Source organism: Streptomyces sp. NPDC006435 (assembly GCF_040612315.1).
GTDB lineage: Bacteria > Actinomycetota > Actinomycetes > Streptomycetales > Streptomycetaceae > Streptomyces.
On the sequence record NZ_JBEXPY010000006.1, the window covers coordinates 176,606 to 202,071 of the forward strand.

A 25,466-nucleotide genomic window follows, 5' to 3' on the forward strand; every position below is an offset into this window, starting at 1 on the left:
CTTCCGGGCGGGGCATGTCCAAGGTCAGGGGGCGTACGTAAACGTCGTACATGCCGTACGACGATGTACGACAAGGCCTGAACCGTCGAACCGGGTGCCCCGGAATAGACGAAGCCCCTGGCGCAATAGCGCAAGGGGCTCTTGCACCAAGATGCTACCCGAGGAAGGACCGAGGTGTCGGCTGCCCAGCCCCCCGGCGACGGTGCACACCAGCTGCTGGTGGTCATCGACCCGGTCGCCCGCCGGACCGACGGCGAATCCGTCCGTATCGCGAAGGACGTGCTGAGCGCCGGTTCGCACGCCAAGATCTGCCTGCCGGACGGGCCCGAGGAATTCGCCCGGGCCCTGGCCCGCCGGGGCAGTCGGCGGCCGGTGGTGGTCGGCGACGACCGGGCGCTGCGGCGGGCGGTGATCCAGCTGCACCGGGAGCGGGAGCCGGCCGAGAACGCCCTCGCGCTGATCCCGGTCGGCGCCGCGGCCGCGCTGGAACTCGCCCATTCGCTCGGTGTGCCCCGGGGCGCGGTGGCGGCGGCGCGCACCGCGCTGGACGGTGCCGCACGCAGGCTCGACCTGCTGGTCGACGACAGCGACGGCGTGGTCCTGGGCGCGCTGCACATCCCGGCCCTGGGCGCGCTGCCGGGCGCGGCGGCGGCCCGGACGGGGGCCACGGCGGTCTGGGACACCTGCCGCTCCCTGGTCCGCACCCTGGTTCGCCCCACCCCGCCGACGCCCGCCGGGCCGACGCCCACGCACCGGCTGCGGGTCGAGGCCGACGGGGTGCTGCTGAACGACCTGGACCATCCGGTCGAATCGGTGACCGTGACCTCGCGGGGCTGCGGGGGCGGCCTCGCCGAGGTGGTGGTCCGTCCCCCGGCCACCGCCCCGGTGACGGCGGAGGCGAAGGCGGTCACGGTCTCGGGCGCGGACTTCCGCTACCGGGCGGACATACAGCTGGGAGGCCCGGTCCGGACGAGGACCTGGACGGTACGGGCGGGGGCCTGGGGGCTGATGCTGCCGCCCGCGAGCGAGGGGTAGCCCCTCCGGCCGCCCCGGTCCCGTCCCCGCTTCGGCCCGGCCCCGTTCCCGCCCGGTCCCGTTCCCGCTTCGGCCATTGGAGCGGAATCGGGCGCGGGGCGACCGGTGCGGCCGTTCGGGCGGCCCCGACCCCTGACTTCGTCCGCGCACCCGGGGCCGGGCTTCGGGATCGGGCCCGGTGTCAGGGCTTCGGGTTCCGGGCTCGGGGCCGGGCCTCGGGGGCAGGCTTCGGGATCGGACGTCGGGGGCCGGCTTCGGGATCGGGCCCGGTGTCAGGGCTTCGGGCCCGGTGCCGGTGCCGGTGCCGGTGTCGGTGTCGGTGTCAGGCCTGGGGGAGGCTGTCGCGGGCCGGGAGGTCGAGCGTCTTGCGGTGCTCGCGCCAGCGGTCCATCATCCCGCTCAGCTCCGCCTGCAGGAACTCGAAGAACGCCACCGTCTCGGCGAGGCGGGCACCGGCCGGGGTGTCCTCGCCCAGGGTACGGACTCCTTCCCTGAGCGCGTTCTCCCAACGGGTCAGCACCTGGTCGCGGCTGGCGAAGGTGGTGTACCAGACCTCGTCGTGCACTCGGTAGCGGTCGCGGCGCGAGCCCGGATCGCGCTCCCGGCCGACCATGCTGACCTGCGTGAGGTAGCTGATCGCGCCGGACACGGCCGCCGGGCTGATCTGCAGTGCCATGGCGAGCTCGGCGGAGGTCATGGAACCGTCGTCGTCCGCGAGGAGCGCGGCGAACACCCGGGCCGCCATCCGCTGCATCCCGGCCTCGGTCATCTCGGACGCGAACCGCTCCACGAACCGCGACACGGCCTCCGCGTCACGCCCGGAGCGCACGTCCTGCTCGGTCTCGCTGGTCATCGTCCGATCGTCTCCCCTGTTTCCCCGGCCTCCGCCGCGCCCCCAACTTTATACGCTTCCTTAACTTCACAAATTTATGAAAGTAGCGTACGTTCAAAACATGACGAAGGCAATCACGGTGGCCGGACTGCACAAGTCGTTCGGTCGGACACACGCGCTGGACGGTCTCGACCTCGCGGTCGAGACCGGCGAGGTCCATGGCTTCCTCGGGCCCAACGGGTCGGGGAAGTCCACCACCATCCGGGTGCTGCTGGGCCTGCTGCGGGCGGACTCGGGCGCTGCCCAGCTCCTCGGCCGCGACCCGTGGGCCGACGCGGTCGAGCTGCACCGGAGAGTGGCGTACGTCCCGGGTGACGTCACGCTGTGGCGCAATCTCTCCGGGGGCGAGGTCATCGACCTGTACGGGCGGCTGCGCGGCGGTCTCGACCGGACCCGGCGCGCCGACCTCGTCGACCGGTTCGAGCTGGACCCGACCAAGAAGGGCCGGACGTACTCCAAGGGGAACCGTCAGAAGGTCGCCCTCGTCGCCGCGTTCGCCTCCGACGTGGACCTGCTGATCCTGGACGAGCCGACCAGCGGTCTCGATCCGCTGATGGAGGAGGTCTTCCAGGACTGCGTCGCCGAGGAGCGGGCGCGCGGGCGGACGGTCCTGCTCTCCAGCCACATCCTCAGCGAGGTCGAGTCGCTCTGCGACCGGGTGAGCATCATCCGGCAGGGGCGGACGGTGGAGACGGGTTCGCTGGCGGACATGCGCCACCTGACGCGCACGAACATCAGCGCCGAGCTGGCCGGCCCGCCGAACGGGCTCGCGCAGCTGCCCGGTGTCCACGACCTCGACGTCCAGGGCCTGCGGGTCACGCTCCAGGTCGACACGGACAAGCTGGACGCCGTCCTCGGATCGCTCTCCGCGTCGGGGGTGCGGACGCTGACCAGCACCCCGCCGACGCTGGAGGAGCTGTTCCTGCGTCACTACTCGGCGGACCCGGCCCGCGGCGACGAGGGTGCGGGGGTGACGGCGCGATGACTGCCGTGACCATGACGTCCCCGGCCGACGCCCGGCACCGGACCCGGCCCGGGAGCGGGCGGCTCGCCGGCACGGGGACGCTGCTGCGGCTCGCCCTGCGCCGCGACCGGATCATCATGCCGATCTGGGTGCTCGTGCTCGGCGGCTCCTTCTCGTCCGTCGGGAAGTCCCTCGCCTCGCTGTACGACACCGCCGGCCGACGTGCCGAGCTCGCCGCGTCGATGAACGGCAACAGCTCGCTCCGGGCGATGTACGGGCCGGTCTTCGACGACTCCGTCGGCGGGCTCGTCAGCTGGCGGATGGTCGCCTTCGGCGCCGCGCTGGCGGCCGTGATGAATCTGATCGTCGTCGTCCGGCACACCCGGGAGGAAGAGGAGACCGGCCGCCAGGAGATGCTCTCCTCCGCGATGGTGGGGCGCCTCGCCCCGCTGACCGCCGCGCTCCTCGCCGCGGTGATCGCCGACGCGGCGCTGGCGCTGGTGATCGTGGCGGGCATGGCCGGGTCCGGTGCGGGGGGCGCGGGGGCGGTGGCGCTGGCCCTGGCGGTCGCCGGGGTCGGGGCGCTGTTCGCCTGCACCGCCGCGATCACCGCGCAGTTCACCGAGAGCGCGCGGCTCGCGAAGGGGCTCACGGCCGCGGTGATCGGTGCCGCGTTCGTACTGAAGGCAGCGGGCGACTCGGCGACGGACGACGGTTCGTCCGTGCTGACCTGGCTCTCCCCCATCGGCTGGGCGGAGAACGTGCGCGCCTACGCCGACGAGCGCTGGTGGGTGCTGCTCGTCGTCGCGACGGCGATCGTGGTCCAGGCCGCCGTCGCGTACGCCCTGACCGGGCGGCGGGATGTCGGCATGAGCTTCCTGGCGACCCGGCCGGGGCCCGCGGAGGGCCGGATCTCCACGGCGTTCGGCCTCGCGCTGCGGCTCCAGCGCGGTGCGCTGATCGGGTGGACGCTGTCCTTCGCCGCGGTCGGGGCCGTCTTCGGCGGGCTGACCGGCGGGGCGGCCGATCTCGTCGGGGACAACGAGAAGACGAGGGAGATCTTCGAGCGGATGGGCGGCCAGGCCGGTCTGACCGACGCGTTCCTCGCCGCGATGGTCTCGATGCTGGGGATGGTCGCGGCGCTGTACATCGTCGCGTCGGCGCTGAGACCGCACGGCGAGGAGACCACCGGCCGCGCCGAACCGGTGCTGGCGGCCGGGGTGGGCCGGATCGGGTGGGCGGCCGGTCATCTGGTCATCGCGTTCGGCGGCGCGGCCCTGCTCATGGTGGTCGGCGGTCTCGGCCTGGCCGCCGGTTACGGACACGACCTCCCGGCCGTGCTGGGCGCGGCGCTGGTCCAGCTCCCGGCGATCTGGCTGCTGGGCGGGGTGACGGTCCTGCTGTACGGGGTGCTCCCGAAGGCGGCAGCGGCGGCCTGGGGCGTGGCCGGGATCTGCCTGGCGCTGGGGTGGCTCGGCCCGGCCATCGACGTCCCGCAGGCGGTGATGAACGTGTCGCCGTTCACGCACCTGCCCAAGCTGCCGGGGGGCACGGGAATGGAGTGGGGCCCGGTGTTCGCGCTCACCGCCGTCGCGGTGGTGCTGACCGGGGCGGGCCTGGGCGCGCTGAGACGGCGCGACGTGCTGAGCTGAGGCGGGGCGGCGGGGCTCCGGACGGGGCTCTGGGCAGGGCTGCGAGGCTGCGAGGTGGCGGGGTGGGGCTCCGGACGAGGCGGGGTGGGGCTCCGGACGAGGCGGGGACGGGAACCTTCCTGCGAATCGATCGCGTCCCCTCCTTCATGGAGAGCCAAAGCCGCGCGGAGAACCGGAACGAAGCCATCCGTGGGGCCGTGGGGTGCATGGCCGCCGCTGCGGGCGGGGCGGCCGGGATGCTCGCCTGGGCCCCCTACGGACGGCACGGCATCTTCGGCGGCTTCGAGGGCACGTCGGAGTGGAACGTGCTCTGGTTCGGGCTCCCGGTCATGACGTTCGGTGGCGTCGCGGCCGGGATCACCCTCTTCGCCCTTGCCCGGCGCAAGTGGCGGCAGGCGCTAGGGGCGGCGGCGGTCCTTGCCGCACTCGCCGGTTTCGGGGTCGCTTTCGACGTGCTGGAGGGCCCGCCCCTGAGCTGCGGCCCGGGGTGCTGAGCCGGAGGGCGCGGGAAGGCACGGAGGGCACGGGGAGACGGGGAGGACGAGGGACGGAGCCATGAGCCGGGGCGGGGTTTCCCGGCCCTTCCTCCCCCGTCCCCGGCCCCTAGCCCTCCTCCCCCGCCCCGTCACAGCTCCACGCGGAGTTCCTTCGGGCCCCTGATCACGTAACCCGGGTTCCACTCCGGTTCGGCCACCAGCCGCATGTCCGGGGCGCGGCGCAGCAGTTCGCCGAAGGAGGCGGCGAGTTCGACGCGGGCCAGCGGGGCTCCCAGACAGAAGTGGATGCCCGCGCCGAAGGTGATGTGCGGGTTGTCCTGCCGGGCCAGGTCGAGGGTGTCCGGGTCGGTGAAGCGGGCCGGGTCCCGGTTCGCGGAGCCGAAGAGCAGGGCGACCTCCGAGCCGCGCGGAATGACCGTGCCGTCGATCTCGATGTCGTCGAGGACCCAGCGCTCGAACATCTGCAGAGGGGTGTCGTACCGCATCAGCTCCTCGATCGCCGTCGGCAGCAGCCCGTGGTCGGCGCGCAGGGCGGCCAGCTGCTCGGGGTGGCGCAGCAGCGTCCACCAGCCGTTCACCGTGGTGTTGACGGTCGCCTCGTGACCGGCGTTCAGCAGGAGCACGCAGGTGGAGATCATCTCCTGCTCGCTCAGCCGCTCCCCCTCGTCGTGGGCGGCGATGAGCGCGGAGATCAGGTCCGTACCGGGGTTCTTGCGCCGCTCCTCGATCAGTTCGCGCAGGTAAGCGGAGAAGTCGAGCGAGGCGCGGACGGCGGCCCGCGCGGTCTCGTCGGACGGGTTCAGTTCGAACATCCCGCAGATCGCCGCGGACCAGGGCCGCAGCGGGGCCCGGCCGGACTCCGGGATGCCGAGCATCTCGGCGATGACGGCCACGGGCAGCGGTTCGGCGACGGCCGTGAGCAGGTCGCCGCCGCCCGCCTCGACGAAGGAGTCGACCAGTTCGGCGGCCAGCCGCCGCACGGTCGGGACGAGCTGCTCGACCGTGCGCGGGGTGAACGCCTTGGAGACCAGCCGCCGGATGCGGGTGTGGTCGGGGGCCTCCAGGTCGAGGAGCCCCTGCCCGTTGAGGGTGTGGAACGGCTCGTGCTCGGCGGGCGGCGGGGTGCGGCCGAACTCCTCGTGGGTGAAGCGGTGCAGGTACGTGCGGCCCAGCCGACGGTCGCGCAGCAGCGCGGACACGTCGGCGTGGTGCGGGACGAGCCACTGGTCGGTCGGCTCGAAACGGTGCACCCGGCCGGCGGACCGCAGAGCGGCGTAGGCGGGGTACGGGTCGGCGACGAAGGCCGGGGACCAGGGGTCGAAGCGGGCATCGGCCGCAGAAGGGGAGGACGGGTGCATGGTCGGACGCTAACCGGCCCCGGCCCCTGCCGACCACCCGCCCGCACCCGCCCGGCACCCACCCGGGCCGGGCCGTACCTGTCCGGACCGGGCCGGGCCTGCCTGCGCCCGGCCGGCTTCCACCCGGGCCGGGCCATGCCTGCCGGGCCGGGTCGTACTCGCCCGCGTCCCTCCGTCCCTCCGTCCCTCCGTCCCTCCGGTTCTCCGGTTCTCCGGTTCTCCGGTTCAGGAGGGAGTGACCAGGCGGGCCTCGTACGCGAAGACGGCAGCCTGGGTGCGGTCGCGCAGGCCCAGTTTCACCAGGATGCGGCTGACGTGCGTCTTGATGGTGGACTCGGCGACCACCAGGTGCGAGGCGATCTCGGCGTTGGACCGGCCCTGTGCGATGAGCACCAGCACCTCCGTCTCGCGTTCGGTGAGGTCGCCGACCCGGGCGAGGGCGGGCGGGCGCGGGCTCTCCGCGATCTTCGAGAACTCGTTGATCAGCCGCTTGGTGACGGTCGGGGCGAGCAGCGCCTCACCGGCGGCCACCACCCGTACCCCGTCGGCGAGCTGGCGGGCGGAGGCGTCCTTGAGGAGGAAGCCGGACGCCCCGGCGCGCAGCGCCTGGTACACGTACTCGTCAAGGTCGAAGGTGGTCAGCACCAGCACCTTGGCGTCCGCGTCGGCGGCCACGATCTCGCGGGTGGCCTCGATGCCGTTGAGTTCCGGCATGCGGATGTCCATCAGGACCACGTCGGGGCGCAGGGCCGCGACCTGCGCGATGGCCTGCCTGCCGTCGACGGCCTCACCGACGACCTCGATGCCCGGCATGGCGTTGAGCAGCACCGAGAAGCCCTCGCGGACCATCATCTGGTCGTCGACGATCAGCACCCGGATGGGCGGGGCGGTGGGGGTGCTCATGTGCGTTCCGCCTGCTCCGTGCGCTCCGCCTGCTCCGGGTCCTTCGTGAGCTTCGTCCTCCCGGACCCGTGCCCGGACCCGCGCGTCCCGTCCTGTTCCCGGTCCCGGTCCCGGTCCCGGGGTTCGGCGGGCTGCACGGGGATGAACGCGGTGATCTCGTAACCGCCCTCGTCCGTGGCCTCGGCCGTCATGACGCCGTCCAGCATCGCGACCCGCTCCCGCATCCCCGTGATGCCGTGTCCGGCGCCCGGCGAGGGCTTCACCGGACCGGTCGGCGGCCCGTTGACGATCCGCAGGCCGAGCCCGCCCAGCACATAGCTGATCTCCACCCCTGCGGTGGCGCCCGGCGCGTGCCGCAGCGTGTTGCTGAGGGCCTCCTGGATGATCCGGTACGCCGACAGCTCGACGCCCTGCGGCATCTCCCGCACCGCGCCGGTCACCGTCTTCTCCGTCTCCAGCCCCGCCTCGCGCACATTGGCGAGGAGTCCGTCGAGCTGGGCGAGGGTGGGCTGCGGGGCGTCCGGCGCCTGGTAGTCCTCGGCCCGTACGACACCGAGGACCCGGCGCAGCTCGGTGAGGGCGGCGACGGCGTTCTCCCGGATCGTGACGAACGCCTGCTCCAGCTCGGGCGGCGGGTTCTCCACCCGGTACGGGGCGGCCTCGGCCTGGATCGCGACGACCGACATGTGGTGCGCGACCACGTCGTGCAGCTCGCGGGCGATGGTGGTGCGCTCCTCCAGCAGCGTGCGCCGGTCGCGTTCGACGGCGGTCACGGTGCGCTGCACGGTCACCTCGCGTTCGGCGTCGCGCCGGATCTGCACCATGGCGACCACGAGCAGGGCGAACGCGGAGACCACGGCCATGCCCACGGTGCTCGACGTGGAATGCCCGGCCAGGTTGTCCATGAACGTGCCGAGGAGCGCGGTGAGGACCCACATCCAGGCGGCGGTGCGCGGCCGGGTCCTGGCCGCGACGACGATCAGCACGACCAGGTGCCCGAAGAAGGTGCTCGCCGCCCATGGCCATCCCTGGTCGCCGAGTATCGCGGTCGCCGGGGTCGTCAGGAACGACATCCAGAACGCGCCGACCGGCCTGACCAGCGTCATCGCGACGCAGACGGCCGGAACCACCGAGACCATCTCCTCGATGGGGTGGTCCGACCCGGCGATCCCCAGCAGGAAGGCCATGACCGCGGTCAGCAGCACCACCGCGTGCGGTGCCCACACCGCACGCGGCTGCATCCGCTTCGGCAGCAGCCGGACCATCGGCCCGTCGGTCCGCAGCGGCGGCATCGGACGGTAGGCGAACGCATCATGGAAAAGGGCCTGCCGGAGGCCGCTCATCGCCCCCGCGGCCATCCGGTACTCCGGGCTTCTGCTCTTGGTCTCGGTCACGCCACCACGGTAGGCGGCGGCCTCCGGCCCGGTCGTCAGCAGTGATACGGATTCCGCGCCGTCCGTCGCAAGTACTACACGCTCCTCCGCGCCGCCGCGACGCCGTGCAGCGATGCCTCCGTACCGCGCCGCCCTGCCGCGCCGCCCGCCGGTGCTCCCCCGCTCACCAGGCCAGCTGTGCGAGTTCCTCCGCCACGACCGCGCACGCGTCCGCCGCCGGGTCGATGAGGGGGAAGTGGCCGACACCGGACAGCAGGGTCAGCCCCACCGTCTCGCCCGCCCTCGCCGCCGCGTCGACGAACGCCTCCGAGACCGCCTGCGGCACGTCCAGGTCGGCGGTGCCCTGCACCACGGTGGTCGCGATGCCGGTGGGCAGCAGCACGGCCGGGTCGGCGAGCGGCGCCCGATCCTCGTGGTCCTCCGCGCGGCCCAGGAGCTGGCCGACCGCTCCCGAGCACACGTCCAGCCGCACGGCGGCGGCGAAGTCGGCGATCGGCGCGAGGGCCACGACGCCCCGCAGCGGCGGCGGCTCGGGCAGCCGCCACGGCGAGTCCCCGGGCAGTACGTGGCGGGCGGCGGCCCACAGGGCCAGGTGCCCTCCGGCGGAGTGCCCGGTGAGGACGATCCGCCGGGCGTCGGCCTCCGGGAGTTCCCGGGCCAGCAGTCCGGGCAGCGCGTCCATCGCGGCGGCGACGTCGTCGAAGGTGTCCGGCCAGCGGCCCGCGACCGGGCCGTCCGTCCCCGGCCCCGGCGTCCCGCCGCGCCGGTACTCGACGCTGGCCACGGCGAACCCGCGCCGGGCCAGGAAGTCCGCGAACGGCGACACGTGCTGCCGGTCGTACGGCGCCCGCCACGCCCCGCCGTGCAGGACGACCACGACCGGCGCACCGGCCCGGCCGTCGCGCGGGGCGTAGAAGTCGATCAGCTGGTCGGGGTGGTCCCCGTAGGCGGCGGAGGCGTCGGGGGCCACGGGCGGATGCGAGAAGGCCGACTCGATCTCGGCCGCCTCCCGGTCGCGCGCGGCGGAACCAGCGGAATCAGAAACAGAGGAAGAGGAAGAAGCAGAGACAGAAGCAACAGGGGCAGGAACGGCAGAATCCGACATGGTGCTCCAACCGTCCGTCCTGTGCACTGGCCTGATCTGCGGGGACGGTACCAGCACGGCCGGCCCCCGTCCCGACCGAGGAGCCGCAGCGGCAGGAGCCGCGGCGGCCACAACGGGAGAACCACCGGGACCACGGCGGGAAGAGCTGCGGGAGTGCCGCGGGAGCCATGGCGGAAAAGCACGGGGCGGGGCCGGGAGCCGTCCCGGCCCCGCCCCCGCCCCCGAGATCTCAGCCCTGCTCCGCCGGTACCCCGTCCAGCACCTCGCCCAGCACCCGCGCCGCCCGCGCCACGTCCGCGAACCCGACGTACAGCGGCGTGAACCCGAACCGCAGCACGTCCGGCCGGCGCAGGTCGCCGACGACGCCCCGGGAGATGAGCTCGCCCATCACCCGCTCCGCCTCCGCGCAGCGCAGGGCGACCTGGCTGCCGCGTTCGGCGTGCGCGGCCGGGGTGACCGAGGTGACCCGGCCCTCCGGCACGTATGCGGCGACGCACTCCAGGAAGAAGTCCGTCAGCGCCAGGGACTTGGCCCGCACCTCGTCGATCGACACCCCGTCCCACACGTCCAGCGACGCCTCCAGCGCCAGCATGGACAGGATGTCGGGGGTGCCGACCCGGCCCCGTACGGCACCGTCCGCCGGGGCGTAGCCGGGGGTCATGCCGAACGGGTCGGCGTGCGACGTCCACCCCGGCAGGGGCGAGTCGAAGACCCCCTGGTGGCGTTCGGCGACGTACAGGTAGGCGGGCGAACCCGGGCCGCCGTTCAGGTACTTGTACGTGCAGCCGACCGCCAGGTCCACGCCATGCTCGTCGAGGCCCACGGGCAGGGCGCCCGCGCTGTGGCACAGGTCCCAGACCGCGACGGCGCCCGCCCCGCGCACGGCGGCGGTGAGTCCGGGCAGGTCGTGGAGCCTGCCGGTGCGGTAGTCGACGTGGTTGAGCAGCACGGCCGCGGTACGGGGGCCCAGCGCGCCGGGCACCTCGGCGGGGTCGACCTGGACGAGCCGGTGGCCGGTCATCCGGGCCGCGGACGCGGCGATGTACCCGTCCGTCGGGAACGTCGTCGCGTCGACCAGGATCTCGTCGCGCCCCTCCGGCGCCAGCCGGGTCGCGGCGACGACTGCCTTGAAGACGTTCACGCTGGTGGAGTCGCCGACGACGATCTGTCCGGCGGCGGCCCCGACCAGCGGGGCGATCCGGTCGCCGATCCGTTCCGGCGCGGTCCACCAGCCGCTCTCGTCCCAGGACCGGATGCGCAGCTCGCCCCACTCGCGGGTGAGGACCTCCTGCATCCGGGCGGGCACGTGCGCGGGCAGCGCACCGAGCGAGTTGCCGTCGAGGTAGACGGTGTCGTCGAGGGCGAACAGCTTCCGCCGTTCCGCGAGCGGGTCGGCGGCGTCGAGCTCCGCGGCGCGCGCGACGAGCCCCTCGGGCGAGGTCGCGGACGCACCGGACGGAGTCGCGGACGCCTTGGACGGCGCCGCGAGTCCCTCGGACGTGGTCGTGGAGGTCTCAGACATGGCTGCGCGCCGTCCACAGCTCGGGGAAGACGTTCTTCGTGGCCCGCTTCTCCAGCCAGGCGACCCCGGCGGAACCGCCGGTGCCGGTCTTCGAGCCCATCGCGCGCCGGGTGGCGACGAGGTGGTCGTTGCGCCAGCGCCAGACCAGCTCGCCGACGTCGGTGAGCGCCTCGCCGAGCCGGACCAGGTCCTCGTACCGGTCGGGGTCGGCGTATATCTCCGCCCAGACGGCCTCGACCTCGGGGGACGGCTCGTACTTCTGCGTCAGGTCCCGGTCGAGGACGGACCGCGGCACGGCGTGGCCGCGCCGGGCGAGCAGGGCGAGCGTCTCGTCGTACAGCCCCGGCTCGGCGAGCGCCTTCTCCAGCTCGGCGTGGACGCGGGGCGCGCCCCGGTGCGGCACGAGCATGGACGCGGACTTGTCGCCGAGCAGGAACTCCATCCGCCGGTACATCGCCGACTGGAAACCGGAACCCTCGCCGAGGGCGGACCGGTAGGAGTTGAACTGTCCGGGGGTGAGCTGGGAGAGCGGGTTCCAGGAGGCGTTGAGCGCCTCCAGTTCGCGCACCGACCGCTTGAGCGCGTCGCGCGCGACGGTCAGCCGGTCGCCGCGCAGGGCGTGCGCGGCGGTTTCCCATTCGTGGACGATGACGGTGAACCACAGCTCCATGACCTGGGTGGTGACCAGGAAGACCATCTCGCCCGGATCATCGGAGAGAGGGTGCTGGAGGTGGGTCAGGACGTCCGCCTGGACGTAGTCCTCGTACGGGGTCGTTCCCGCGAAGTCGAGGTGCGGGGTCTGCGCACCGGTGGCTTCGGGGTCGGGGTGGATCGTCGACATCGCTGTCTCCTCGACACAAGCTTCCGGGTAGCGGTCCGCCCCTTCCGTGAGGTGATGGAGCTCCGGTCCCCTGCTCGCATACTAAACGGAGCCCGAAAAGCACGCGGACCCCGCGGACGCGTCCCTTCCGGGAGGCACGTCGCGGGGTCCTGACCATACGGGTGCGTACGGGTACGTCCTGGGGCGATCACGCCCCCGTACGGGTACGTCCCGGGTTTGTTCGGCTAGCCGAGGGTCTCGGCGGCGGTCGGCGAGGAGTCGCGCAGGAACGTCGAGCAGCGCTCGTACTCGTCCTGCTCGCCGATCTCCCGGGCGGCCCGCGCCAGGGCGTGCAGGGCGCGCAGGAAGCCGCGGTTCGGCTCGTGCTCGAACGGCACGGGGCCGTGGCCCTTCCAGCCGGCCCTGCGCAGCGCGTCGAGGCCGCGGTGGTAGCCGGTGCGGGCGTAGGCGTACGACTCGATGACGCGACCGCCCTCGAACGCCTCGTCGGCGAGCTGTGCCCAGGCCAGGGAGGAGGTCGGGTACTTCGCGGCGACGTCGGCGGGGGCCGTGCCGCTCGCGAGCAGCTCGCGCGGCTCCGGGTCGTCGGGCAGGTGGGTCGGGGGCGGGCCCCCGAGCAGGTTCTCGTGGATCGACATGGGTTCAAGTGTGCCTGGCGCATGTGCGCCGGGGGTAGCCGGGCAACGCGCCCGAGCCGCCGCTCGCACCACCGCCCGCGCCGGTGGTACGGGCACGGTGACGGCCCGGCACACCGACCGGTTCACACCCCGCCCCTGCCGCCCCTGCCGTCCCCGCCGTGTCCGCCGCTCCCTCCGTCCCCGCCGTCCCCGTCCGCGCGCGGATCCCCGGCCCCTCCCCGCTCGGCCCCTTCCCGCCCGGCCCCTCCCCGCTCGGCCCCTTCCCGCCCGGCCCCCTCCCGCTCGGGTTCCAGCGGCGGGGCGGTGACGCCGCAGTGCACCGTGCACTCGGGCCGTGCGTGTTCCTCCTCGTCGGCCGGGACCGGCGCCCCGCTCACCGCCGCCCAGGCGATCACCGCGCCCAGCACGAGCAGCCCGGCGCACATCGGCATGGCCCGGCGGAAGGTCGCGGCGAACTCGTCGGCGTCCCGGTACGCCTCCGGCCCCATGCCGGTGAGCAGCGGCAGCGCGGCCACCGCGATCAGACCGGCGGCACGGGCGGCCGCGTTGTTGATCCCGCTGGCGAGACCGGCCCGTGCGGTGTCCACGGAGGCCAGGACCGTCGCGGTGAGCGGCGCGACCAGGGTGACGAGTCCGACGCCGAGCAGGGCGACCGCGGGGAGCACGTCGGTGAGGTAGCCGGAGACGGAGGCCGACCCCGGCCCGACCCGGGTCATCAGCAGCATCCCGGCGGCGGCGACCAGCGGGCCGACGGTGAGCGGGATCCGGGGCCCGATGCGCCGGCCCAGCTCTCCCGAGGCTGCCGAGAAGAGCAGCATCAGCACGGTCGTCGGCAGCAGCGCCGTGCCCGCGCCGAGCGCCGAGTACCCGGCGACCACCTGGAGCTGGATCGCGGAGAGGAAGAAGAACCCGCCGAGCGCCGCGTACACGCAGAGGGTGATGACGTTGACGGCGGTGAACTGCCGGGACTCGAACACCGACGACGGCAGCATCGGGTTCTCCCGCCCGCGCTCCACCCGCACGAACAGCACCCCGAGCAGGACCCCGCCGACGGCCGCCCCGACCACCGCGCCGGACGCCCCCTGCCCCGGCGCCTCGATCAGCGCGTACGTCACCAGGGCAAGGGCCGCCGCGCCGAGCACCGCCCCCAGCACGTCGAACCGCCCGTGGGCGTCCGGGTCCCGCGATTCCGGTACGTGACGCAGCGCCACCGGCACGCAGACCGCGGCGATCGGCACGTTGAGCAGGAACACCCAGCGCCAGCCGGGCCCGTCGACGAGCCAGCCGCCGACGAACGGCCCGACGGCCGCCCCGACCCCGCCGAACCCCGACCACAGGCCGACCGCGCGGGCCCGGTCGTCGGGGTGGAAACTGGCCTGGATCAGGGCCAGCGAACCGGGGGTGAGCAGGGCTCCGCCGACGCCCTGGAGGGCCCGGGACGCGATCAGGACGGCGGAGTTCGGCGCGAGCCCGCAGAGCACGGACGCGGCGGCGAACCAGACCACCCCGACGACGAACACCCGCCGCCGCCCGTACCGGTCGCCGAGGGCGCCGCCGAGCAGGATCAGTCCGGCGAGCGTCAGCATGTAGGCGTTCACGGTCCACTGGAGCGCGGCCAGGCCGGTGCCGAGGTCCTCGCCGATGCGGGGCAGGGCGACGTTGATGACGGTGGAGTCCAGCATGGCCATGCTGGACCCGAGGACGGTCGTGAGGACGACCCGGCGTCCGGTGGCGGAGGCGACCCGGATGGCTCCTGTCCCTGCTGCGTCGGGCATACGAGCAGCATCGCCGCTCCGCGCCGGGAGGGCCATCGGAGAACCGGCCCCTGTCCCGGCCCCCTTCCCGGCCTCCCTTCCCTTCCCCCTGCTCCCCTGTCCGGCGTTCAGCCGACCAGCGTCACGCACGGGCGACTGCCCCCGTCGCCGTTCCACTCCACGTGGAACCCGGCGTCGCGGAACGCCCGGACGACGATTTCACCGGCCTGTTCCATCTTCCGCGGACTGCCGTCCGGCGCGCCCCAGAACGCCAGGAGGAGGAGACCCGTGTCCCGGGCGCGCCCGGCGTCCTGGCCCGTGTAGTAGCAGAACCCGACGAGGTCCCCGGGGCCGCGGCCCCGGTCGGCGGCGGCCCCGGAGCAGTCCTCGAAGCCGTCCGACTGGGTGGTGCCCGCGTCGGCGAGCGTCACGAACCCCGCCGCCTCCAGCCCCGCCAGGACCTTCCCGACCCGCTTCCGCGCCGTACGCCACTCGGTGCGCGACGGCTTGCGCCCCCGCGGCGCGTCCGCCCCGTCCGGTGCCGGGAGCTCGACCCCGGCGGCGTCCGCCAGGAGCGCGGCGACCTCCGGGACCCAGGCGTTGACGGTGACGTGGACCCCGTGGTCGTCGCGGACGTCCGGGTCCGCGCCCCGGGCCAGCAGCAGTTCGACCGCCTCGGGGGACTGCGAGAACTCGGCGGCGAGGTGGAGGGCCGTGCGCCCGTCCCTGCCGCGGTGCTCGACGGGCGCCCCCGCGTCGATCAGGACCGCGAGGAGGGCGGCCGCACGGACCGGGTCCGCCTCCGCCCCCATCGCGGCCCGGTGCAGGAGGGTCCAGCCGTGCTCGTCGGTCGCGGCGGGCTCCGTACCGGCCTCCAGGGCGGCCCGTACCACGGCGGCGTCACCGTCACGGGCGGCCCCGAACACGTCCGTGGGCACGTCCGAGGCCGCGTTCACGGGCGCATCCGCGGGCACGTCCATGGGCGCGTCACCGCTCCGCGCTCCCGCGCACCCGGCGGACGCCGCGGATCAGGGCCTCCACCCCGGCCTCCGCCTTGGACCGCGGACAGCCCACGTTCAGTCGTACGAAGCCCTCCGCCCCGTACACCCCGCCCGGCATCACCGCGACCTTCTCCTGCTCGATCAGCACCCGCTGCAACTCCTCGTCGCCGTCGATGCCCGCGGGCCGCAGATCGATCCATGCCAGGTAGCCGGCCTGCGGCGGCTCCCAGCCCAGCTCCGGGAGCGCCTCGTCCAGCCGCCGCGCGATCATCGCCAGGTTCTCCGCGGCGTAGGCGCGGGCCGCGTCCAGCCACGCCCCGCCCTCCCGGTAGGCGGCTATGTGCGCGGTCAGCGACAGCACCGCCGGGGAGGCGAGCCCCTCGGCAGTCTCCATCCGGCGCAGGAACTCCGCCCGGTCGGCGGGATCGCCGATCAGCCCGTACGAACCGGTCAGCGCGGGGAAGTTGAACGCCTTCGACGCGGAGGTGACCAGCGCCCAGCGGCCCTCGCCGGCGACCCTCGTCCACGGCACGTGCACATGTCCCTCGTGCACGAAGTCCGCGTGTATCTCGTCGCTGATCACCGCGACCCCGTGCCGTGCGGCGAGCGACGCCATCTCCCCCAGCTCGTCCTCGGTCCACACCCGGCCCGTCGGGTTGTGCGGCGAGCACAGGACCAGGACCTTGCTGTCGGGGCGGGCCAGTTCGCGTTCCAGCGCGGCCCGGTCCCCCACCGGCACGCCCCGCAGCTCCCGCCCGAGCCCGGTGACCGCCTTGCGGAAACCGTCGTACGTGGGGGTGTGGACGACCACGCCGTCGCCCTCGGCCGACCACATCTGGAGCAGTTGCGAGAGCTGGCTGAGCACGGAGGGCCCGTACACCAGCAGGTCGGTGTCCACCTCCGTCCCGTGCCGGGTCGCGTACCAGTGGGCTATCGCCGCGCGGAAGTCGCCCAGCCGCCAGTCCGTGTAGCCGAACACCCCGTGGCCGATGCGGTCCCGCAGCGCGCCCAGCACCTCCGGGGCGGTCTCGAAGTCCATGTCGGAGATGGTGAACGGCAGCAGCCCGTCCACCCCGAAACGGTCCGCGACCCCGTCCCACTGGACGCACCAGGTGCCCCTGCGGTCGACGACGGTGTCGAAGTCATAGTCATGGCGCACACCGGAACTCACAGCACTCCCTCACACACACTCATTCGGAACACGGTCCCCGGACCGGTCGGACCCCGGGCCCGTCGGATCCCCGGGAACACCTTCCCGGAAACACACCGCGGGCCCGGCACCCCGAGGGGGTACCGGGCCCGCGGCCACGCCTCGTACCGGTCGTGCCTACTTCAGCCGGGTGCCGGTGGAACGCAGGTTGGCGCAGGCCTCCGTGACGCGCTTCGCCATGCCCGCCTCGGCGGACTTGCCCCAGCTGCGCGGGTCGTAGACCTTCTTGTTGCCGACCTCGCCGTCGACCTTCAGCACACCGTCGTAGTTGCGGAACACGTGGTCCACGATCGGGCGGGTGAAGGCGTACTGGGTGTCGGTGTCGAGGTTCATCTTCACGACGCCGTTCTCCAGCGCGGTGGCGATCTCCTGCTCGGTGGAGCCGGAACCGCCGTGGAAGACGAAGTCGAAGGGCTGGCTGCCGGCGGGCTTGCCGTACTTGGCGGCGACGCCCTCCTGGAGGTCCTTCAGGAGCTCGGGGCGGAGCACGACGTTGCCCGGCTTGTAGACGCCGTGGACGTTGCCGAAGGAGGCGGCCAGCAGGTAGCGGCCCTTCTCGCCCAGGCCGAGTGCCTCGGCGGTGCGCAGCGCGTCGTCGACGGTGGTGTACAGCTCGTCGTTGATCTCGTGCGAGACGCCGTCCTCCTCGCCGCCGGTCGGGGTGATCTCGACCTCAAGGATGATCTTGGCGGCGGCGGCCTTGGCCAGCAGCTCCTGGCCGATGGCCAGGTTGTCGGCGAGGGTCTCGGCCGAGCCGTCCCACATGTGGGACTGGAACAGCGGGTTCTCGCCGCGGGCGACGCGCTCGGCGGAGATGTCGAGCAGCGGACGCACGTAGCCGTCCAGCTTGTCCTTCGGGCAGTGGTCGGTGTGCAGCGCGACCGAGATGTCGTACTTGGCGGCGACGATGTGCGCGAACTCGGCCAGGGCGACGGCGCCCGTGACCATGTCCTTGTTGTGCTGGCCGCCCAGGAATTCCGCACCGCCGGTGGAGATCTGGACGATGCCGTCGCTCTCCGCCTCCGCGAAGCCGCGCAGTGCAGCGTGCAGGGTCTGGGTCGACGTCACGTTGATGGCCGGGTAGGCGAACTTCCCTGCCTTCGCCCGGTCGAGCATCTCGGCGTAGACCTCGGGGGTTGCGATGGGCATGTGTCCGCTCCTTGGGATATGCGGGTGTGCGTGCTGGTTCCCTGACCTGGGGGCGACATCATCGTCGCCCCCATCTTCCCAGACTCTCGCCGCGGCTCCACCCGACCCGTCGCCCGACTGCTCCGGCAGCCGGGCGGCAGGCGCTCGGCGGGCATGCGAAAGGGGTGGGCGGTTTCACGTGAAACCGCCCACCCCCGAAAGAAGCCGCAGGTCAGGCCAAGTATCAGGCGAGATCGAGGTCGGCCACCGAGTAGACGTGGACATAGGGGAGGCCCGCCTCGGCGATGGCCGGGGCCGCACCCCGCTCCACGATCACGGCCACGGCGACGACCTCGCCGCCGGCCTCACGCACCGCCTCGACGGCGGTCAGCGGCGAACCGCCGGTGGTCGAGGTGTCCTCGACCACCAGGCAGCGGCGGCCCTTCACGTCCGTGCCCTCGATGCGGCGCTGCATCCCGTGCGCCTTCTGAGCCTTGCGGACGACGAACGCGTCCAGCTCCTGCCCGCGCGCGGCGGAGGCGTGCAGCATCGACGTGGCGACCGGGTCGGCGCCCAGCGTCAGCCCGCCCACGCAGTCGTAGTCCAGGTCGGCGGTGGCGTCGAGCATGACCTGACCGACCATCGGGGCGGCCTTGCCGTCCAGCGTGATGCGGCGCAGGTCGATGTACCAGTCGGCCTCAAGACCCGAGGAGAGGGTCACCTTGCCGTGTACCACGGCCTTGTCCTTGATCTGCTGGAGCAGCTCAGCACGTACGTCAGTCATGGCTACGAGCTTAAGCCGCCCCTGTCGCACCCCACGCCCACCGCCGTACCGGGTCAGAGCCTGCGCCAGCTCCAGGTCGTCGCGATCTCCAGCGGGTCGATCGGGGTGACGAGGCGGGGCATGGTGTTCAGCCCGTTCGGCGGTCCGGACTGCGGCTCCACGCAGACCGCCTCGTCCTGCTCGTCGTAGACCACGACCCACTCGGACCGGCTCTTCACGGTCAGCTCCAGCTGCTCCGGCCAGGTGAGCGTCACCTCGACGCCGTCCGGCATCCCGAAGCAGTCGTCCCACGGACCCGGCAGGGGCGGGATGCGGCGGCCGGTCGGCAGGTGGTCGTCGCCCCGCTCCTCCTGCCACTGCGCGTCGAAGCTCAGCCGCACGTCCTCGCCCCCGTCGCCGAGGTTGCGCAGGAACCAGGGGTGCCAGCCGGCCTGCGCCGGGAAGGAGTCCCCGTACGTCTCGATGCCGAAGGCCAGCGTGAGGGAGTCCTCGGCCAGTTCGAAGGTCTGGGTGACCCGGCCCGGATACGGCCAGGGGTCGGCGAGGTCGTAGTAGAACGAGGCGTCCCGCTCGCCGACCCGGGCGGTGCGCCAGGCGGTCTCCCGGCCGGTGCCGTGGATGGCGTGCGGCGGGGAGTTCAGCGGCAGCCGGTGCGGGACGTCGCCGTTGTGGAACAGCCCGTATCCGGTGCGCCCGCACCACGGCACCATCGGGAAGCAGCCGTACCGCTCCCCCTGCCGCAGCAGTTCGGTGCCGCCGATGCGCAGGCTGTCGACACGACAGCCGTTGGCGGGATTCACGGTCAACTCTGCGTCGCCGACGGACAGCCGGACGTCCTTCTCGCTGCTACTCACCCGCCCGAGATTACTGGCGCTGCGGCTACCTCCGCCGCCGCAGCGCACGGCCGACCACCACGGCGGACGCCAGCGCGAGCGCGGCGGCCGGGGCGACCCAGCGGAGCGTGGCGCTCCTGGTGGTCGAGTCGGGTGACGGCACGGGGGCGTACCGGCCGCGCGGCGGCGCGTGGTCGACCTCCTCGGCGCTGCGGCCGATCATCGTGCGCCTGGCGTGCGCGGCCTCCGCCGGGGGAGCTTCGGGCTCGGGGAACTCCGCCTCCGCGTCGGGGTCGAGCGAGGGCGGGGGAACGGGCGCGTCGAAGACCGAACCGGTGCCCGGGGGGTTCCCCGCGCCACCGGCGCCTCTCTCGTCCCCCGCGTCCTCTGCGTCCCCCGCGTCCTCCGCGTTCTCCGCCTTCTCCATGCCCCTGGTGCTCCCGGTGTCCTCCGGGCTCCCCGATCCTCCGGCGTTCTCGGGACTCCCGGTCGAGGGTGCCTCGTCCGCGGTGGCGTCGTGCGTGGGCGGGATGTCGTCGTCGACCTCGGGCGCGATGTCCCGGGCGAGGTCCGCCCCGGTCGTGTCGGCCTCCTCGGCCCCCTCCTCGATGGCCTGTTCCACGGCCTCGCCGACGGACCGCTCGACCTCCCCGGGCGCCCCGCCCCGCGTGCTGCCGGACGCCCGATCGTCGAACGCCTCTCCGCCGGACGCCTCTCCGCCGGATGCTTCTCCGCCGGACGCCTCCTCGGCATCGGCGGGCCCCTCTTCGCCGTCCGGCTCCCCGGATGCCAGCGTCTCCGTCACGAGTTGCTGGGCGAAGCGGTCCAGCAGGCGGCGGCCCGCGGCGAGCGCCGCCGCCGCGTCCAGTTCCAGGAGACGGCCGTCGCCGCCGACCGTGCCCGTGAAGCCGATCGCCGTGCCGCCGTCCCGCTCGGTCAGGTCGATCGTCAGGGTCAGCTTCGCCGAGCCGCCACCCCTGGCCTCGGAGCCCTCGCCCGTCACCAGGATCTCGGCGGCCCCGCGCGCACCCTCCGAACCGCCGTCCTGCGGGGCGTCCGTGAGTCTCAGGGTGCCGCGGTACGTGATCGTGTGGCCGTCGACCCTGACCTTGAGCCGGCCGGACAGCGGACCCGCGGACGCCTCGGCGTCCTGCTGCAGCCCCGGCACGCAGCGCGCGACGCGGGCGGGGTCGCCCAGCGTCCGCCGGAGGGACGGGGCCGGAACCGGAACGAACACCTCATGCTCCATGAAAACCGAGCCTACTCAGCCCCGGCCCTCACGTCAGCGGTTCCGCCCGCGGGACCGACCTCCACCCGGGCCCCGGACCGGGTCCGTTCCGGGGCCCGGAACGGACCCGGAAGGTTCCGGAAGACCACGCCCTCACCGGTCCTCCCAGTACCTCGGGTGCACCAGCGTCGACGGCGGCAGGCCCGGGAGCCGTGCGTCCTCCGCCTCCCGCCCCGCGTCCGTCAGCGCCCGCGCCGTCAACGAGTGCGGCTCCGGCGCCCCCGGGGCCAGGCCCAGCTCCGGTGCGCGCCCCGCCCCGGCGAGGACGAAACCCCAGTCGCGCACAGCCTGGGTCCGGCGGGTGGCCCGGTCGGGACCGGCCGCGAAGTCGGAGAGCCGGCCGCCGATCAGGTACGGGCGGGTGTGCAGCCCCGCCTCCCGCATCGACGCCTCCACCGTCCAGTACGTGCGCGGCCGGGACGCCGCCGGACCGCCGTGCACCACCACCCGGCCACCGGGCGCGAGGACCCTCCCGACCAGGCCGTAGAACTCCGCCGAGTACAGCTTCGTGCTGGCGGAGATCCCGGGGTCGGGCAGGTCCGAGACCACCACGTCGTAGCTGCCGCGTGCCGCCCGCAGCCAGGTGAAGGCGTCGGCGGTGACGACCGTGAGCCGCGGATCGCGGTACACGTGGCCGTTCAGCTCCGAGAGCGCCGGGTCGGTCCGGGCCAACCGGGTGACGCCGGAGTCGAGCTCGACCAGGGTGACGTCGCGCACGTCCCGGTGACGCAGCACCTCCCGGGCGGCGAGGCCGTCGCCCCCGCCCAGGATCAGGACCCGGGCGTGCGGCCCGTTCATCGCCGGGTGGACCAGCGCCTCGTGGTAGCGGTGCTCGTCGCGCGCGCTGACCCGCAACCGCCCGTCCAGGTACAGATGCAGGGAACCGCGGCCCGACCCCGTCAGCACGACCTCCTGCACCTCGGTCTGCACCGCGACCCGCACCCCGTCCCCGTACACCGCGCGCCGCGCCGCCCGCTCGAAGTCGTCGACCAGCGCTGTGGTGAGGGCCAGGACGGCGATCACCGCCGCGTTGGCCACGATCAGCAGCAGCCGGGAGCCCGGGGTGAGGTCCCGCCGGAACACCCACAGCACCAGCGCCCCGCCCGCCGCCGCGTTGACCACACCGGTGAGCAGCGCCCCGGTCAGCTGGCCCAGCACCGGCAGCAGCAGGAAGGGGAAGGCGAGCCCGCCGACCAGCGCGCCCACGTAGTCGGCGGCGAACAGGTCCGCCACGGTGCCGCCCGCGTCCTGCCGGTCGACGCGCTGGATCAGGGTCATCAGCAGCGGGATCTCCGCGCCGATCAGGACGCCGATCGTGAACGAGAAGACGATGAGCGCGAGCCGCGACTCCCCGATCCAGGCGAACGAGGCGTACAGCACGAGCGCCGAGGAGCCGCCGATGAGCGCGAGTGCCGTCTCGATCAGCCCGAACCCCACCGCGGCATGACTGCGCAAACGTTTCGCGAGAAGCGAGCCGACCCCCATCGCGAACACCATCACGGAGAGCACGATGGAGGCCTGGGTGACCGAATCGCCGATCAAGTAGGAGGCGAGCGCCACCAGTTCGAGTTCGTACACCAGACCGCAGGCCGCGCAGACGAAGACGGCGGCCAGCACGAGGAACCGACCGGTTCTCGGTCGCACGGGAAGACGTGCCGCGCCCCCTCGCAGCGAAACCTGCTGGTCGATCATGATGCGAACGCTACGTCACGAAAGCGTGGCAGCCTGTCACCCACAAGGGTGTAAGTGGCTTACCCGTAACGGAGTTGGGGCGTTTCAGAGCGCCGCGGCGGGCTTCCGCACACCCATCCTGGTGCGCGTCACCACCAGCTGCCCCTCCTGGGGGTACGCGTGCCAGGTGCGCCAGCGCACCTGGCCCTCCGTCCGCTGGGCGAGCATGGCGGTGAAGGCGTGCGGGCTGCCGGGGAACGTGCCGGCGAGGCCGTGGGGATGGTCGGCCACCAGCGCGAGGAGCTCCTGCGCACGACCGGCGAACGAGCCCTCCGAGAGCGTCTCGACGCGCGCCGCGAATTCGTACTCCCACTCGCCCAGGCGTTTGGACACGCCGAGCGGCAGCGGGGTCCTGCTGCCGGGGATGCACGCCACGGTTTCGGAACAGGCGCCGCTCTCCTCCTCCAGAAGCACCTGATGGGAGGCGCCGAGCAGGCGCATCTGCAATCTGGCGCCCGCGAGTTCGAGGTCGAGCACCGCCAGGGCGGGGAGCGGTTCGCGCCCCAGCGCCCAGGCCAGGTCGGCAGCACGGGTGTCGGAGTAAGCCGTCTGGAGGGTCGTGAGCATGGGTCGGCTCCGCAAAGCAGGCATGGACACATGGACAGGGGGACGCCTCGACGCGATGCACGCGGGGTTTATAGCGCCCGATCAGGTCCAACTGGGGTCCGAGGGCTGGATGTTCTCTCAAACGAGGGAATCACGGATAAGCCGTATGCACAGCGTTTTTACCCAACTTGCTGCGGTTTCCCTCCCCTCGGGGGCCCTTCGGATACGTGTTCACCGATGACTCGCGAAAAGCCCAACAAAAAGGTGTCCGGCGGGAGTTCACCCACCGGACACCTGTCACAAACCGAACACCCGCCACACGTCGACCGTGCGGATCCGGACCGTCCGGCTCCGCCGCCCGGCCCCCGCCGTCAACTTCCCGCCGTCAACTTCCCGACGTCAACCCCCTGGGTGCTCCTCGGCCCCAGGGGTGACACCACCCCGTACCGGAGAGCAGTCCCGTACCGGAGAACGGTCCCGCCCCGGTCAGCTGCCGCCGCCGCAGCCCCCACCGCCGCCACCGCCGCCGCAGGACGAGCCGCCGCCGCACGAGGAACCACCGCCGCACGAGGAGCCGCCTCCGCTCCCGCAGGACGAACTCCCGTTGTTGCCGCCGGCCCACCAGCTGTCCCCGCTCGAACGGCGCCGCTTGTTGCGCCCCCGCGCACCCGACCGGACGGCCGCCTTCGGCTTCTTCCTCCCCTTCGCCACGATCGAGACGACCGTCCCGATCAGAGCGATCACGATGACTGCTTCGACGAATTCCTTCACCGGCCCGACGCCTTTCTTCCCCCGAAGCGAGGTCCCCCGCTTCCGCACGCTCGCACGCGCGTTCTTCGCTTCCTGCGTGACCGGGGGATTCCCCCGCCGCCGAACGGCCAAAGCAGACTTGAGCAACTCCAGAGCTTGAGCGCAGGATGACCGCCATGACACAGGGACGACCGCTGCTCAACCGCCGCCTCGCGGAGTTCGGTACGACGATCTTCGCGGAGATGTCGGCGCTCGCCGTACGGACCGGTTCCATCAACCTCGGCCAGGGCTTCCCCGACACCGACGGCCCCGAGGAGATCCGGGAGGCCGCCGTCCGTGCCCTGCGCGACGGGCGCGGCAACCAGTACCCGCCCGGCCCCGGCATCCCCGAACTGCGCACCGCGATCGCCGACCACCAGCAGCGGCGCTACGGCCTGGCCCACGACCCCGACACCGAGGTCCTGGTCACCGCCGGTGCCACCGAGGCCATCGCCGCCTCCCTGCTGGCCCTGCTGGAACCCGGCGACGAGGTCATCGCCCTGGAGCCGTACTACGACTCGTACGCCGCCTGCATCGCCATGGCGGGCGCCACCCGCGTCCCCGTGACCCTGCGCCCCGAGCCGTCCACGCGCACCTACCGGCTCGACCTCGACGAGCTGCGCGCCGCCATCACCCCCCGCACCCGGCTGATCCTGCTCAACACCCCGCACAACCCCACCGGCACCGTCCTCACCCGCGAGGAACTCGGCGCGATCGCCGCACTCGCCGTCGAGCGCGACCTCCTCGTCGTCACCGACGAGGTCTACGAGCACCTGGTCTTCGAGGGCGAACACCTCCCGCTCGCCTCGTTCCCCGGCATGCGCGGACGCACCGTCACCATCGGTTCGGCCGGCAAGACCTATTCGTTCACCGGCTGGAAGGTCGGCTGGATCACCGCGAGCCCCGAACTGGTGAGTGCGGTCCGCTCGGCGAAGCAGTTCCTGACGTACGTGTCGGCCGGTCCGTTCCAGTACGCGGTCGCCGAGGCCCTGCGCCTGCCCGACAGCTACTACGACGCGCTGCGCGCCGAACTGCGTGCCGGGCGGGACCTGCTGAGCGACGGGCTCACCGAGGCGGGCTTCGAGGTGTACCGCCCGGCCGGGACGTACTTCGTCACCACCGACATCCGCCCGCTCGGCGAGAGCGACGGCTTCGCCTTCTGCCGGGCGCTGCCCGAGCGCTGCGGGGTCGTCGCCATCCCGAACGCGGTCTTCTACGACCACCGGGAGGAGGGCGCGCCGTTCGTACGGTTCGCCTTCTGCAAGCGGAAGGCCGTGCTGGAGGAGGCGGTGGACCGCCTCAAGCGGCTGGCGGCCTGACGGAGCGCGTGGAAGAAGTCCCACCAGGGGGCGATGTCGGGGCCTGTTCGCGGGCCCCGACCCGGAAATGGCACAGGCTCACTCGGTGTCTTTCGGATGCCGCGGGGAGGCGTACACGAGGATCACGGTGGAAGTCTCCGCGCTGACCAGGTAGCGCACTCGACCACCGCTGGTGACCTCGTACTCCCACTGTTCGAGGTCGGATCCCTTCCATACTTTGGTTGCGTGCCTGCCTCGTAGCTGATGCTGGCGGCCCCAGTTGGACCGGGACAGGGGGTCGCT

General features: G+C 73.1%; 23 protein-coding genes. 5 read left to right on the forward strand and 18 right to left on the reverse strand.

The features are described from left to right. Positions 1-174 precede the first annotated feature (174 nt). Positions 175-1,035 (forward strand): diacylglycerol kinase, encoded by an 861-nt coding sequence (locus ABZZ04_RS09815; protein ID WP_356931660.1) that lies wholly within the window; start codon positions 175-177, stop codon positions 1,033-1,035. A gap of 322 nt (positions 1,036-1,357) precedes the next feature. Here the strand turns inward: ABZZ04_RS09815 and ABZZ04_RS09820 are convergent, their stop codons facing one another. Next, positions 1,358-1,888: a MarR family transcriptional regulator gene (locus ABZZ04_RS09820; RefSeq protein ID WP_356931661.1), complete on the reverse strand. Its 531-nt coding sequence runs from the start codon at positions 1,886-1,888 to the stop codon at positions 1,358-1,360. Positions 1,889-1,988: 100 nt separating this feature from the next. On the opposite strand from ABZZ04_RS09820, the gene ABZZ04_RS09825 reads away from it, so the two are divergent. From ABZZ04_RS09825 to ABZZ04_RS09835, 3 genes are all read left to right on the forward strand, one after another. Then, entirely contained in the window at positions 1,989-2,912 is a 924-nt protein-coding gene (locus tag ABZZ04_RS09825; protein ID WP_356931662.1) for an ABC transporter ATP-binding protein, read from the forward strand. Then, positions 2,909-4,543, forward strand: coding sequence for an ABC transporter permease (locus tag ABZZ04_RS09830; RefSeq protein WP_356931663.1), 1,635 nt, complete (start codon positions 2,909-2,911; stop codon positions 4,541-4,543). Before ABZZ04_RS09825 ends, ABZZ04_RS09830 begins: the two co-directional genes overlap by 4 nt. Before the next feature lie 206 nt (positions 4,544-4,749). Further along, positions 4,750-5,037, forward strand: a complete 288-nt coding sequence (locus tag ABZZ04_RS09835) for a hypothetical protein (RefSeq protein ID WP_356931664.1) — start codon at positions 4,750-4,752, stop codon at positions 5,035-5,037. A gap of 131 nt (positions 5,038-5,168) precedes the next feature. Here the strand turns inward: ABZZ04_RS09835 and ABZZ04_RS09840 are convergent, their stop codons facing one another. The 17 genes from ABZZ04_RS09840 to ABZZ04_RS09920 all read right to left on the reverse strand — a co-directional run bounded on the left by ABZZ04_RS09840 (position 5,169) and on the right by ABZZ04_RS09920 (position 23,847). Further along, positions 5,169-6,398, reverse strand: a complete 1,230-nt coding sequence (locus ABZZ04_RS09840) for a cytochrome P450 (RefSeq protein ID WP_356931665.1) — start codon at positions 6,396-6,398, stop codon at positions 5,169-5,171. Between the two features lie 225 nt (positions 6,399-6,623). Then, on the reverse strand, positions 6,624-7,301 hold the full coding sequence (locus ABZZ04_RS09845; protein WP_356931666.1) for a response regulator transcription factor: 678 nt from the start codon (positions 7,299-7,301) through the stop codon (positions 6,624-6,626). Next, positions 7,298-8,644 carry a histidine kinase gene (locus tag ABZZ04_RS09850; protein WP_356931774.1) on the reverse strand — a complete coding sequence of 449 codons (1,347 nt, stop codon included), beginning with the start codon at positions 8,642-8,644 and terminating at the stop codon, positions 7,298-7,300. The genes ABZZ04_RS09845 and ABZZ04_RS09850 overlap by 4 nt, the downstream gene beginning before the upstream one ends. 214 nt (positions 8,645-8,858) lie before the next feature. Continuing rightward, positions 8,859-9,800: an alpha/beta hydrolase gene (locus tag ABZZ04_RS09855; RefSeq protein ID WP_356931667.1), complete on the reverse strand. Its 942-nt coding sequence runs from the start codon at positions 9,798-9,800 to the stop codon at positions 8,859-8,861. 229 nt (positions 9,801-10,029) lie between these two features. Further along, positions 10,030-11,322 carry a kynureninase gene (gene kynU, locus ABZZ04_RS09860; protein ID WP_356931668.1) on the reverse strand — a complete coding sequence of 431 codons (1,293 nt, stop codon included), beginning with the start codon at positions 11,320-11,322 and terminating at the stop codon, positions 10,030-10,032. Further along, complete coding sequence (locus ABZZ04_RS09865) at positions 11,315-12,163, reverse strand: tryptophan 2,3-dioxygenase family protein (protein ID WP_356931669.1); 849 nt, start codon at positions 12,161-12,163, stop codon at positions 11,315-11,317. The genes kynU and ABZZ04_RS09865 overlap by 8 nt, the downstream gene beginning before the upstream one ends. A gap of 224 nt (positions 12,164-12,387) precedes the next feature. After that, positions 12,388-12,801 carry a DUF3151 domain-containing protein gene (locus tag ABZZ04_RS09870; protein ID WP_356931670.1) on the reverse strand — a complete coding sequence of 138 codons (414 nt, stop codon included), beginning with the start codon at positions 12,799-12,801 and terminating at the stop codon, positions 12,388-12,390. Between the two features lie 122 nt (positions 12,802-12,923). Further along, positions 12,924-14,576, reverse strand: a complete 1,653-nt coding sequence (locus ABZZ04_RS09875) for an MFS transporter (protein ID WP_356931671.1) — start codon at positions 14,574-14,576, stop codon at positions 12,924-12,926. A 107-nt stretch (positions 14,577-14,683) separates the two neighbouring features. Then, a complete protein-coding gene (locus tag ABZZ04_RS09880) occupies positions 14,684-15,511 on the reverse strand; it encodes an ankyrin repeat domain-containing protein (RefSeq protein WP_356931672.1) in 828 nt (275 codons plus the stop codon). A gap of 31 nt (positions 15,512-15,542) precedes the next feature. Then, positions 15,543-16,715, reverse strand: a complete 1,173-nt coding sequence (locus ABZZ04_RS09885) for a MalY/PatB family protein (RefSeq protein WP_356931673.1) — start codon at positions 16,713-16,715, stop codon at positions 15,543-15,545. Positions 16,716-16,883: 168 nt separating this feature from the next. After that, positions 16,884-17,915, reverse strand: a complete 1,032-nt coding sequence (fbaA, locus tag ABZZ04_RS09890) for a class II fructose-bisphosphate aldolase (RefSeq protein ID WP_356931674.1) — start codon at positions 17,913-17,915, stop codon at positions 16,884-16,886. A 223-nt stretch (positions 17,916-18,138) separates the two neighbouring features. After that, positions 18,139-18,678 (reverse strand): orotate phosphoribosyltransferase, encoded by a 540-nt coding sequence (gene pyrE, locus ABZZ04_RS09895; RefSeq protein WP_356931675.1) that lies wholly within the window; start codon positions 18,676-18,678, stop codon positions 18,139-18,141. A gap of 53 nt (positions 18,679-18,731) precedes the next feature. Next, entirely contained in the window at positions 18,732-19,532 is an 801-nt protein-coding gene (locus ABZZ04_RS09900; protein WP_356931676.1) for an aldose 1-epimerase, read from the reverse strand. A 25-nt stretch (positions 19,533-19,557) separates the two neighbouring features. Next, positions 19,558-20,760: a hypothetical protein gene (locus ABZZ04_RS09905; RefSeq protein ID WP_356931677.1), complete on the reverse strand. Its 1,203-nt coding sequence runs from the start codon at positions 20,758-20,760 to the stop codon at positions 19,558-19,560. A gap of 132 nt (positions 20,761-20,892) precedes the next feature. Further along, positions 20,893-22,491 carry a polyamine aminopropyltransferase gene (locus tag ABZZ04_RS09910; protein ID WP_356931678.1) on the reverse strand — a complete coding sequence of 533 codons (1,599 nt, stop codon included), beginning with the start codon at positions 22,489-22,491 and terminating at the stop codon, positions 20,893-20,895. 84 nt (positions 22,492-22,575) lie between these two features. Then, entirely contained in the window at positions 22,576-23,097 is a 522-nt protein-coding gene (locus ABZZ04_RS09915; RefSeq protein ID WP_356931679.1) for a DUF2617 family protein, read from the reverse strand. A gap of 465 nt (positions 23,098-23,562) precedes the next feature. Continuing rightward, a complete protein-coding gene (locus tag ABZZ04_RS09920; RefSeq protein WP_356931680.1) occupies positions 23,563-23,847 on the reverse strand; it encodes a hypothetical protein in 285 nt (94 codons plus the stop codon). 155 nt (positions 23,848-24,002) lie between these two features. Here ABZZ04_RS09920 and ABZZ04_RS09925 point away from each other — a divergent pair, with 155 nt between their 5' ends. Beyond that, positions 24,003-25,184: a pyridoxal phosphate-dependent aminotransferase gene (locus ABZZ04_RS09925; RefSeq protein ID WP_356931681.1), complete on the forward strand. Its 1,182-nt coding sequence runs from the start codon at positions 24,003-24,005 to the stop codon at positions 25,182-25,184. Positions 25,185-25,466: the final 282 nt, after the last annotated feature.